The sequence below is a fragment of the Pseudomonas sp. A-R-19 genome, from assembly GCF_019956575.1.
Taxonomy (GTDB): Bacteria; Pseudomonadota; Gammaproteobacteria; order Pseudomonadales; family Pseudomonadaceae; genus Aquipseudomonas.
Window position 1 is genome coordinate 42,788 of sequence record NZ_JAHBDR010000068.1, and the last position, 10,996, is coordinate 53,783.

Annotated in this window: 9 protein-coding genes; 5 read left to right on the top strand and 4 right to left on the bottom strand. The window is 61.1% G+C overall.

Annotated elements, in window-relative coordinates; all coding sequences use genetic code 11:
• Nucleotides 1–32: 32 nt before the first annotated feature.
• The 4 genes from KGA88_RS19540 to KGA88_RS19555 form a co-directional block, all read right to left on the bottom strand.
• Nucleotides 33–1,700 carry an AMP-binding protein gene (locus KGA88_RS19540; protein WP_223593634.1) on the bottom strand — a complete coding sequence of 556 codons (1,668 nt, stop codon included), beginning with the start codon at nt 1,698–1,700 and terminating at the stop codon, nt 33–35.
• A gap of 198 nt (nt 1,701–1,898) precedes the next feature.
• The gene (gene sixA / locus KGA88_RS19545) at nt 1,899–2,351 is read right to left on the bottom strand and encodes a phosphohistidine phosphatase SixA (RefSeq protein WP_110657536.1); all 453 of its coding nucleotides are present in this window, start codon (nt 2,349–2,351) and stop codon (nt 1,899–1,901) included.
• Complete coding sequence (locus KGA88_RS19550) at nt 2,348–2,695, bottom strand: DUF4389 domain-containing protein (protein WP_110657534.1); 348 nt, start codon at nt 2,693–2,695, stop codon at nt 2,348–2,350. Before KGA88_RS19550 ends, sixA begins: the two co-directional genes overlap by 4 nt.
• Before the next feature lie 31 nt (nt 2,696–2,726).
• Nucleotides 2,727–3,752 (bottom strand): NAD(P)H-dependent glycerol-3-phosphate dehydrogenase, encoded by a 1,026-nt coding sequence (locus KGA88_RS19555; RefSeq protein ID WP_223593637.1) that lies wholly within the window; start codon nt 3,750–3,752, stop codon nt 2,727–2,729.
• Nucleotides 3,753–3,947: 195 nt separating this feature from the next.
• Between KGA88_RS19555 and KGA88_RS19560 the strand changes: the two genes are divergently transcribed.
• The 5 genes from KGA88_RS19560 (at nt 3,948) to fabB (ending at nt 10,886) form a co-directional block, all read left to right on the top strand.
• Nucleotides 3,948–6,071, top strand: a complete 2,124-nt coding sequence (locus KGA88_RS19560) for a TonB-dependent receptor plug domain-containing protein (RefSeq protein WP_223593639.1) — start codon at nt 3,948–3,950, stop codon at nt 6,069–6,071.
• A 1-nt stretch (nt 6,072) separates the two neighbouring features.
• A complete protein-coding gene (locus KGA88_RS19565; RefSeq protein WP_223593641.1) occupies nt 6,073–6,993 on the top strand; it encodes an ABC transporter substrate-binding protein in 921 nt (306 codons plus the stop codon).
• On the top strand, nt 6,990–8,891 hold the full coding sequence (locus KGA88_RS19570; RefSeq protein WP_110657526.1) for an ATP-binding protein: 1,902 nt from the start codon (nt 6,990–6,992) through the stop codon (nt 8,889–8,891). Before KGA88_RS19565 ends, KGA88_RS19570 begins: the two co-directional genes overlap by 4 nt.
• Nucleotides 8,892–9,138: 247 nt before the next feature.
• On the top strand, nt 9,139–9,654 hold the full coding sequence (fabA, locus tag KGA88_RS19575) for a 3-hydroxyacyl-[acyl-carrier-protein] dehydratase FabA (RefSeq protein WP_003227150.1): 516 nt from the start codon (nt 9,139–9,141) through the stop codon (nt 9,652–9,654).
• 11 nt (nt 9,655–9,665) lie between these two features.
• Nucleotides 9,666–10,886, top strand: a complete 1,221-nt coding sequence (fabB, locus tag KGA88_RS19580; protein ID WP_007974551.1) for a beta-ketoacyl-ACP synthase I — start codon at nt 9,666–9,668, stop codon at nt 10,884–10,886.
• The last annotated feature ends 110 nt before the right edge of the window (nt 10,887–10,996 follow it).

Sequence of the window (10,996 nt, forward strand, 5' to 3'; positions counted from 1 at the left end):
CGCAGAGTTTCCTTGTTGGTTTTGTTCGTGGATCAATCCTGCCACAGCACCGCTTCGCTGCGCTCGCTCCATTCTTCAAAGCGCTCACCGTAAGCCGCTTCGATCACATTGCGCTTGATCTTCAAGGTCGGGGTGAGGAAGCCGTTTTCCACGGCCCAACTGTCCTTGACCACCACCAGGCGCCGCAGTCGCTCATGCTTGTCGAGGGCGCCATTGACCTCTTCAAGCAGTTTTTCCAGGCTGGAATGCAAGCCGGCGCGCGCAGCCCCGCCGGCATCCTGCTGGCCGACCGCCGACAACACGCACAACCCCAGCGGCGCACTCAAGCCATCGCCCACCACGCAGACCTGTTCGATGCGTGAATGCACGGCCAGGCGATTTTCAATCGGTGCCGGAGCCACGTATTTGCCTTTGCTGGTCTTGAAGATTTCCTTCAGGCGTCCGGTCAGGCGCAGATTGCCTTCGGCGTCCTCCTCACCCTTGTCGCCGGTGCGCAGGAAGCCGTCCTCGGTAATGGTGTCGGCGGTTTTTTCCGGTTCCTTGAAATAACCGAGCATGGTTGCGCCACTGCGTACCATCACCTCCCCGCTCTCGGCGATTCGCACTTCGACTTCCGGGCACGGCTTGCCGATCCAGCCTGGTTTGTTCTGTCCCGGCATGCAGATGTGCGAATAGCCGCAACTCTCGGTCATGCCGTAGACCTCCAGCACGTCCAGGCCCAATTTGCGGTACCACAGCAACAAGGTCTGCGGCACCGGTGCAGCGCCGGACAGCGCAATGCGCAAAGCATCCAGCCCCAACCCGGCGAGGACTTTATGCCCGACCCGTTTGCCGATGATCGGCAAGCCGAGCAGGAAGTCCAGGCGTTTTGCCGGGATCTTGCTGTACACGCCCATCTGGAATTTGGTCCAGATACGCGGCACGCCAAACAGTGCGGTCGGGCGCGCACGCTGCAGGTCAGTGAGAAAGGTGTCCAGGCTCTCGGCGAAAAACACCGTCTGGCCGGTATAGATCGATGCCAGTTCGACGAACATCCGTTCGGCAACGTGGCACAACGGCAGGTAGGACAATAGCCGGTCAGACTCGTTAAGACCGAACAACGACGTGCCGCGGGTGGTGGCAAACCCCAGGTTGCCAAAACTGTGCATGACGCCCTTGGGCAGGCCGGTGGTGCCGGAGGTGTAGATGATGGTTGCCAGTTGATCGGCGGCAGGTTTGGGATCGTCCTGGATCGGCGAGCTGCGTTGCAGGTCCGCCCAACTGAAATCGAACGTACCCGGAGGATGCAGGGGCAGGCTGATGGTCGGCAGGTCGGGGCTGACGCCCCGGGACGTGCCTGGCCAGTCGTCGAGCTTGCCGATGAACGCCAGCGCCGCTTCCGAGTGTTCAAGCACCTGGGAAACCGACTCGGCCGTGAGATTGGGGTACAACGGCACTGAAACGTGCCCAGCCATCCAGATCGCCAGGTCGGCAATGATCCAGTGCGCACAGTTCTTCGAGATCAGGGCGATATGGCTGCCCTGCGGCAGTTCCCGCGCTCGCAACCAATGGGCCGCGCAACGGGCCTGATGACCGACGTCCGCCCAGGTCAAGGTCTCGACCTGGCCGCCTCCGACAGGCTGGACCAAAAAGCGCTGGCGGGGATGACGGGCCTCACGCTCGTAGAAAACGTCCAGTGGCAAACGAAAAGCAGCAGACATGCGACTCGCTCCTGTGATTTTGGTCTGGAGCAAGCGTAGTCAACCAAGCAAGTGCTTGGTTGACTATTTCGTACAAAACTTTCGGGGTATGGCGTACCTGTGGGAGTGTGGCTTGCCCGCGATGCAGGCTCCGCGGTTTATCAGGTAAACCGAGTCGATGCCTTCGCGGGCAAGCCACGCTCCCACAGAAAAGCGGCGCTAAGGGTGCTTGATGCTGTCGAGCTTCATCGACCCGACCAGTAACTCATCGCCTTTGAGTTCGGCCAACCCGGCGGTGCTGACTTTTTCCGGCGGATGCCCGGCACCATGTTGCAGGTAACTCAACAAATGCCCTACCAGCGGGTTGTGGCTGACCAAAAGGACGTTACTCACCGATACCAGTTGCTCGGCCACTTTGTCCGGGTCGGTTTCCGGGGTCAGCCACTCTACGGTGCGGATCTCGGGCTCGAAGCCCAATGCCTCGCGCACCAGTTGCGCCGTCTGCTGTGCACGCAGGTAGGGGCTGGCATAGATCGCCGTCAACGGCTGACCCATCAACCGCGCCGCACTGCTCAACACTTCCTTGCGGCCGTGGTCGGTCAGTGCCCGTTCGGAATCGGCTCGAGTGCCGTATGGCTCGGCTTCACCATGACGCAATACCCAGAGTTTCATAGTTTGGGTTCCTCATCTCGGGCCGGATGCGGTGCCGGCGCCACGACATGCGGCGCCTCACCTTCCGGCGTACGTGGCGTCGGCCAGTCGGCGAACGGCCAAGGCTTCTGGTCGCTGTGAAAGCTGCCGAAACGACCGATCTGCGCCAGAAACTGGCTCAGGCTGTCGCCGAAATTCATCAGGCTGGCGCTCGGGGCGCCATAGAACAAACGATAGATCAACTGCACCAGCACGACAGCGCCGAGGATGAACTGCGCCACTTGCCACACCAGCACGAAGACGATCATCCACAACGCGCGCAGGAGGATGGACTCGTATTTGGCTTCTACTTTTGGATCGTTCATGCGCAACTCCCTGCTTTTCTGGCAAGTGTGGTTAGTTGAAACCACTGGTGGAAATAAAGTCGACGTCGGTTTTCGGCTCGCCACGCATCAACAGACCGATGACCTGTTCCAACGTGCGGCCTTCGAACAGGATCGCGTGAAGCCCGGCGACCAGCGGCATGTACACGCCAACCTCCTGGGCCTTGGCCTTGAGTACTTTAAGGGTGTTGACCCCTTCGGCGACCTCGCCCAGGCGGGTGACAGCCTCGTCCAGGCTCAGGCCCTGGCCGAGGGCAAACCCGACCTGATAGTTACGGCTCTTGGGCGACGAGCAGGTCACGATCAGATCGCCCACGCCCGCCAGGCCCAGGAAGGTCATCGGGTTGGCGCCCTGATTGACCGCGAAGCGGGTCATTTCCGCCAATGCCCGGGTGATCAGCATGCTCTTGGTGTTTTCGCCCATGCCCAGCGCCACCGCCATGCCGGCAATGATCGCGTAGACGTTTTTCAACGCCCCGCCCAGCTCCACGCCGAAACGGTCGGCGCTGGCGTACACACGAAAGGTCCGGCCATGCAGCGCGGCCTGAACCTGCTGGCACAGTTCTTCGTCTTCACTGGCGACCACCGTGGCCGTCAGCGCATGTTCGGCGATCTCACGGGCCAGGTTGGGTCCGGACAGGACACCGATACGCGCTTGCGGGGCGATCTCTTCGAGGATCTCGCTCATCAGCTTGAACGTATGGGCTTCGATGCCCTTGGTCAGGCTCACCAGGCATTTGCCAGTCAAGCGTTCGGCGTGCGGCACCAGCACCGAGCGCAGCGCGCTGGAAGGCAATGCGACGAAACACAGGTCACAGGCATCCAGGGTGGCTTGCAGATCGGTGACCGGCGTGACGCCAGGCAAAATCTTGATGCCTTTGAGGTAACGCGGGTTCTCGCGATTGACCCGAATGGCCTCGGCCTGTTCCGGGTCACGCATCCATTGCAGGACCTGATGCCCATTCTCGGCCAGCAGATTAGCCACGGCGGTTCCGAAACTTCCGCCTCCCAGGACCGCAATCGGGCGCTGTTCAGTCATATGCAATCCGTTAATCCATACCAGTGGCGATGTCGGCATTATACGGGGCAGCCCATCGGCGGCCAGCCCCGACGTCAAATACCGGCACCCGTAGGAAGAAGACCAACAAAGCCGAGGAAAATGCGGACATCGTGAATGGAAAAGTCACTCGGCTCGGTTAACATGCGCGCCAACAATCACTGACAGGGATGTGTTGTGTCTCCGGGTGCTCCTTCACCGCGTTCGCCTCTGGTCCTGGCGCTGGTTTTCAGCTCGCCATTGCTGGCCGACGACCTGTTCCTGGACAGCGAACCGCTGCCGCAAGTGCTCACGGCCACGCGCCTGAAGCAGTCGCCGGCGGCCGTTCCGGGAAGCATGACGGTGGTCGACAGCGCGTTGATCCACGCCAGTGGTGCCCGCGACATCAGCGAGCTGCTGCGTCTGGTGCCGGGGATGATGGTCGGCAACATCAGTGGCAATCAGGCGGCGGTGAACTACCACGGAACCAATGCAACTGCAGCGCGGCGCATGCAAGTGCTGATCGACGGGCGCTCGGTGTATCGCGCCGGCCTGGCCACCGTCGACTGGAGCGACATTCCGGTGGCCATGGAAGACATCGAACGCATCGAGGTTTTTCGTGGGCCGAATACCGTCAGCTATGGCGCCAATGCCTTGATGGCCGTGGTCAACATCATTACCCGGCGGCCGGCCGACAGTCACGGCACACGCATGAAGGTCACCCGGGGCCAACGCGGCATCAACGACTTTTACGCCAGCCAGGGAGTGGGCTGGGCGGATGGCGATATGCGCCTGTCCCTGTCCGGCCAGCAAGACGATGGCTTCGACACCGACCGCACCGGCGCTGATTACCATGACAGCCGTCGCCTCGATCGATTCAACCTCGCTGTCAGCCAGAGCCTCGACGAACGGCAAAGCCTGGATTGGCAATTGAATGCCAAGGACGGCACCAACCAGCGGCCCTATACCTACCGGCCGGTGTTCCCGGGGATTACTCGCGCGGGCGACGACTCCGACGTCACCGCCAAGGACTACGCCGGCTCGTTGCGCTGGAACCTGGACATCAATCCCGATCACAGCCTTTATATCCAGGGTTCGACCCAACACTGGGATCGCCAGCAAACCTGGCGCGCCTGCGACGCCGAAGTATCGTTCAGCCCGCAACTGACCGAACTCTGGCAATTGAATCCGAACTACACCGAACGGCTGGCCCGCAACATCACGCGTTTCATCGGCACGGGCGCGCCTGCCGGCACACCCACCGAACAGGCACTGGCCAACCAGGTTCTCGATCAATGGCGTAACGGCGCGAGCCAGACCCTGTGCGGCGACATCGACCAGAGCACCCGGGAATCGCGCTACGACCTCGAACTGCAGGACACCCTGAGCCTTGCCGATAACCTGCGACTGGTCAGCGGGATAAACTATCGTTACGACCGGGCGGATTCCGAGACCTACTTCAATGGCACTCTCGATGACACGATCTGGCGCGTGTTCGGCCAGTTCGAGTGGCGTGCCAGCGAACACTGGTTGCTGCAAGGCGGCGCCATGTTCGAGGACACCCGGTTGATCGGCAGCTCGCTGACACCCCGCGTGGCAGTCAACTACCTGATCAACCCACGCCACGGCTTGCGTGCGGTGTACTCCGAAGCCATCCGTTCGCCGGACATGTTCGAGAACAACGTCAACTGGAGTTATCAGGTCACCAACCTCAGGCCCGGTGCCTTTGGCCAGTCCAGTGCCCGTTACTTCGTCAAGACCCGTGGCCCCGGCGATCTCGATCAAGAGCACATGCGCTCCCGGGAGCTGGGCTACAACGGCTATTTCCCCGAAACCGGCCTGGCACTCGACGTGAAGCTGTTCCACGACGAAATCACTGGGATGATCAGCGAACCGCTGCGCAACAATCAGTACATCGCCAGCAATGCGAATAAAGAGCGTTTTTCGGGAGCCGAAACCCAGCTGGACTGGCGTGTCGGCAGCCTCGATCGCCTGCGATTGACCTATGCCTACGTCGATGCCGACGCCAGCAACCCGCTGGATGCCAGGCAGACCGCACGCAACAGCGGTTCGGCCGGATGGCTGAGGGATTGGGGACAAGGATGGAACAGTGCGCTTTTCTACTATGGCGATGACGCGCTCAACGGCTACCGCTTCGAACGGGTCGACGCGCGCATCGCCAAACGCATCGCCTTGGGAAAGGCCAGCCTGGAACTGGCCGGGGTGCTCCAGCAACGGTTGGATAATCAGCCAACCACCTTCAACGACAACAATTATGACCAGCGCCACGTGATGTATTTGAGCGCGGAGCTGGAGCTTTAGGATGCGGTATCGCCCGGCCTGGAAAATGCCGTCCCTGGGTCGGTTGCTGGCCATGCTGTGCCTATTGTCCAGCAGCCTGGCGGGTAACGCCGCCGATATTTTGCTCACGGGGGCCGAAGACAGCCCCGGTGTGCGGGCGTTTACCCAGGCCTTGAGCGAGTTGCGACCAAACGATAACGTGCGATTCCAGGCACTGGCCAGTTTGCCGATTCCCGACAGGTTGCCGGAAAACATCCGCTTGATACTGCTCGACCTGCCCAGCCTCGACTGGCGCCTGCAAGACGCCGAGGGCCCGGCGACACTGGTGTTGCGCATCAGCCGCCTGCAAGCCCGGCAACGCTTGAACAACACGCTGCCTGCGCGCCTTTGCCTGCTATGGAGCGATCCACCCGTGGACCGCCAGTTGCGCTTGACCCACACCCTGTTGCCCCAGGCCAAACGCATCGGCGTGCTCTACGACAACCACAGTGAGTTCCTGTTGGCTGAGCTGCGTGAGGCCGCCCTCCCCCTGGGTCTCGAGGTGGTCACCCAGCGCTGGGACAACATTCATGACAGTCGTCCGTTGCAGGCCTTGCTGAAAAACAGCGACGTGTTGCTGGGCCTGGACGACGCCGACCTATACAACCCGCAAACCGCAAAAAACCTGCTGCTGAGCAGCTACTCGCGACAAGTGGCGCTGATCGGACCCAACGCCGGATTCGTCAAGGCCGGGAGCCTGGCCAGCACCTATAGCGATCAGAGCGATTGGCTGGCGGTACTCAACGAATTGCTCGACCGCCCCCCCGCTACCTGGCCGCGCACCCATTATCCCCAGCGATTCAAAGTCTCGAGCAACCCGCAAGTAGCGCGCTCCTTGGGTATCGAGCAGATAAACGAAGCGTCTGTCGCCACATTGCTGGCTGAAGGAGAACGCCGCCCATGAACTTGCGCCGTCGCTGGGACATCAACACCCGCACCCAACTCATCAGCCTCGGCCCTGCCCTGCTGCTGACCTTGTTGCTGATCAGCTTCTTCACGTTCGTGCGCATCCAGGATCTGCGTCAGGAAATCACTCACACCGGCCAGTTGATCGCCAACCAACTGGCCCCCGCCACCGAGTACGGGGTGATATCGGGCAACAACGAAGTGCTCGAAACCTTGCTCAAGGCGACGCTGGCCACGCCCAACGTGAGCTTTCTGGAAATTCAGGACAGCGCCAACCGGGTTCTGGTGTACGTCGAACAACCGAACGAACACCACAATCGCGCGCAACAGCTCGAAGTGTTCCAGGCACCGATCCGGCTCCAGCGAATCGCATTGCACAATGACTTTTTCCAGAGCAGCAAAACCACTATCGCGGCCCCCACCGAGGACTATCTGGGTCGGGTGATCGTCGGCCTGTCCAACGATGCCTTCAGCCGTCGCCAGCAGGAAATCGTCCTCAAGGCTGCGATTCTGGCGCTGTTCGCCCTGCTGTTTACCTTCCTCGTGGCCCGGCGTCTGGCGGGCAGCCTGTCGCAACCGATCCGTGATATCGGCAATGCGGTCAAGGCGATTCAGGACGGCGACTACAAAACACCGCTGCCCATTGTCGATGACGCCGAACTGGGGGCGCTGTCGCAACACATCAACAACCTCGCCAGCGGTCTCGAGCAGGCCAGCCGCGAACAGCATCAGGCCATGGCGCAGTTGATCCAGACCCGCGAAGAAGCGGAAAAGGCCAACAACGCCAAATCCGACTTCCTCGCCATGATGAGCCATGAACTGCGCACGCCCATGAATGGCGTACTGGGCATGCTGCAGTTGCTGGAAACCACCGACATGACCGAGGAGCAGGTGGAGTACGCGGCGCTGGCCTCCGAATCCACCGAGCACTTGCTCAAGGTCATCAACGATATTCTCGACTTCTCGCGTATCGAACGCTCAGAACTGGAACTGGAACACATTCCGTTCAATCTCACCGACCTGATCGGCAGTTGCGCCCAGTCGTTCCAGCACAGCGCCGCACAACGCGGCCTCGACCTGCAACTGATGATCCCCGACGACATGCGAGGCTTGCAGGTCAAGGGCGACCCGACGCGTATCCGGCAGATACTGGTCAACCTGGTCGGCAATGCGCTGAAGTTCACCGAGCGGGGCCGCGTCACCATCGAGGCGCAATGGCAGTCGCTGGACCACGAGTTGCTGTGGTTCACCTGCACCGTGCGCGACAGCGGCATCGGCATCCCGGCGCAAAGCCTGGAATTGATGTTCGACGCGTTCCAGCAGGCCGACAGCTCCATTTCCAGGCGCTACGGCGGCACCGGGCTGGGCCTGCCGATTGCCCGCACCCTCGCCGAACGCATGGGCGGCACCCTGCGCGCGCAGAGTGAAGAAGGCCGCGGCTCGGTGTTCACCCTGGAAATCCCCCTGGCGCTGCACCAACAGACACAGCCGCAGTTACCTCCCCGCACGCAAACCGGCAACAGCGACGGCGAAGGACGCAATGTGCTGTTGGTCGAAGACAACCCGGTCAACCAGACGGTCATCGAAGCCATGTTGCGCAGCCTGGGCTTCAAGGTCAGTGTCGTCGCCGACGGAGCCCAGGCGGTACGCAGCGCCGAGAGTCTGATTTTCGAGGCGATCCTGATGGATTGCCGCTTGCCGATCATCGATGGCTATGAAGCCACCCGACTGATCCGCAAGCTGCCCGGTTGCAGCGACCTGCCGATCATCGCCCTGACTGCCAACGCCTTGCAGGGCGACCGCGAAGCCTGTCTGTCGGCGGGGATGAACGATTACCTGGCCAAGCCCTTCAAACGCACTGATCTGCAGCAAATTCTGCAACGATGGGTGCAGTAGAACAGGCCTTTCGACCATCTGTGACTGGCGTGAAAGGCGAAAGTGCGGCAGTCTTAGGCACCCGTACAGGCCCGAAAAGGGGCTTGAATAATAATTTCAGTGCACAAGTGTACATTCATGTCCTTGGTGCTGTGACTTTCACCACAACGCAATAGTCTATGAGTAGGCTGCCGGTTCGAGGCATGAACGCTTCGATCGGCCGGGAAGATTTGCCCCACCTGCCGCATGGGACTATTGAGGAGCTCGCATGACCAAACAAAACGCCTTTACCCGGGAAGACCTGCTGCGCTGCAGTCGCGGTGAGCTGTTCGGCCCAGGTAACGCGCAACTGCCCGCCCCGAACATGCTGATGGTTGATCGCATCACCCTGATCAGCGAAGAAGGTGGCAAGTACGGCAAAGGTGAATTGGTCGCCGAGCTGGATATCAATCCGGACCTGTGGTTCTTCGCCTGCCACTTCGAAGGCGATCCGGTGATGCCAGGCTGCCTGGGCCTCGACGCCATGTGGCAACTGGTCGGTTTCTTCCTGGGCTGGCAAGGTTTGCCGGGCCGTGGCCGTGCGCTGGGTTCGGGCGAAGTGAAATTCTTCGGCCAGGTCCTGCCGACCGCCAAGAAAGTCACCTATAACATTCATATCAAGCGCGTCCTCAAGGGCAAGCTGAACCTGGCCATCGCCGACGGTTCGGTGACTGTCGACGGTCGCGAAATCTACACCGCCGAAGGCCTCCGGGTCGGCGTGTTCACCTCCACTGACAACTTCTAAGGGTTATCCGCATGCGCCGCGTCGTTATCACTGGTCTGGGCATCGTTTCTTGCCTGGGCAATGACAAAGAGACCGTCTCCGCTAACCTGCGTGCAAGCCGCCCTGGCATCCGGTTCAACCCGGAATATGCCGAAATGGGTCTGCGTAGCCAGGTTTCCGGCTCCATTGACCTCAACCTTGAAGAACTGATCGATCGCAAGATCTATCGCTTCGTCGGCCACGCGGCAGCTTATGCCTACCTGGCCATGAAAGACGCCATCACCGACTCCGGCCTGACCGAAGAGCAGGTGTCCAACCCGCGTACCGGCCTGATCGCCGGTTCCGGTGGCGCATCGACCCTGAACCAGATGGAAGCGCTGGACATCCTGCGCGAGAAAGGCGTCAAGCGCGTCGGCCCATACCGCGTAACGCGGACCATGAGCAGCACCGTTTCGGCGTGCCTGGCCACTCCGTTCAAGATCAAGGGCCTGAACTACTCCATCGCTTCTGCCTGCGCCACCAGTGCTCACTGCATCGGTACCGCCATGGAACAGATCCAGATGGGCAAGCAGGACATCGTCTTCGCCGGCGGCGGTGAAGAAGAGCACTGGAGCCAGTCGTTCCTGTTCGACGCCATGGGCGCCCTGTCCAGCAAGCGCAACGACACCCCGGAAAAAGCCTCCCGTGCCTACGACGCTGACCGTGACGGTTTCGTCATCGCCGGCGGTGGCGGCATGGTCGTGGTTGAAGAGCTGGAACACGCTCTGGCCCGTGGTGCGAAGATCTACGCGGAAATCGTTGGCTACGGCGCGACTTCCGACGGCTACGACATGGTTGCCCCGAGCGGCGAAGGCGCGATCCGCTGCATGCAGCAGGCGCTCTCCACCGTCGACACCCCGATCGACTACCTGAACACCCACGGCACTTCGACTCCGGTCGGCGACGTCGCGGAAATGAAAGGTGTGCGTGAAGTGTTCGGCGACAAGGCTCCGGCCATCAGCTCCACCAAGAGCCTGTCGGGTCACTCCCTGGGCGCCGCCGGCGTTCACGAAGCGATCTACTGCATGCTGATGATGGAAGGCAACTTCATCGCCGGTTCCGCCAACATCGACGAGCTGGACCCTGAAGTGGCCGATCTGCCGGTGCTGACCAAGACCCGCGAGAACGCCACCATCAACACCGTGATGAGCAACAGCTTCGGTTTCGGTGGCACCAACGCCACGCTGGTACTGAAGCGCTGGGAAGGCAAGTAATTTCCCGCTGCTGAGCCACACATGAAAACGCCCCGACTGGTTCGGGGCGTTTTTTTTATGCCTCAAAAACATGGCGCCAGTATCGCTTTTCGTAGGAGCCGGCTTGCTGG

Excerpts from the sequence above, each read along its gene's own strand:
- fabA (WP_003227150.1), top strand. The coding sequence starts at position 9,139 with ATGACCAAACAAAACGCCTTTACCCGGGAAGACCTGCTGCGCTGCAGT.
- KGA88_RS19550 (WP_110657534.1), bottom strand. The coding sequence starts at position 2,695 with ATGAACGATCCAAAAGTAGAAGCCAAATACGAGTCCATCCTCCTGCGC.
- fabB (WP_007974551.1), top strand. The coding sequence starts at position 9,666 with ATGCGCCGCGTCGTTATCACTGGTCTGGGCATCGTTTCTTGCCTGGGC.
- KGA88_RS19570 (WP_110657526.1), top strand. The coding sequence starts at position 6,990 with ATGAACTTGCGCCGTCGCTGGGACATCAACACCCGCACCCAACTCATC.
- sixA (WP_110657536.1), bottom strand. The coding sequence starts at position 2,351 with ATGAAACTCTGGGTATTGCGTCATGGTGAAGCCGAGCCATACGGCACT.
- KGA88_RS19565 (WP_223593641.1), top strand. The coding sequence starts at position 6,073 with ATGCGGTATCGCCCGGCCTGGAAAATGCCGTCCCTGGGTCGGTTGCTG.
- KGA88_RS19555 (WP_223593637.1), bottom strand. The coding sequence starts at position 3,752 with ATGACTGAACAGCGCCCGATTGCGGTCCTGGGAGGCGGAAGTTTCGGA.
- KGA88_RS19540 (WP_223593634.1), bottom strand. The coding sequence starts at position 1,700 with ATGTCTGCTGCTTTTCGTTTGCCACTGGACGTTTTCTACGAGCGTGAG.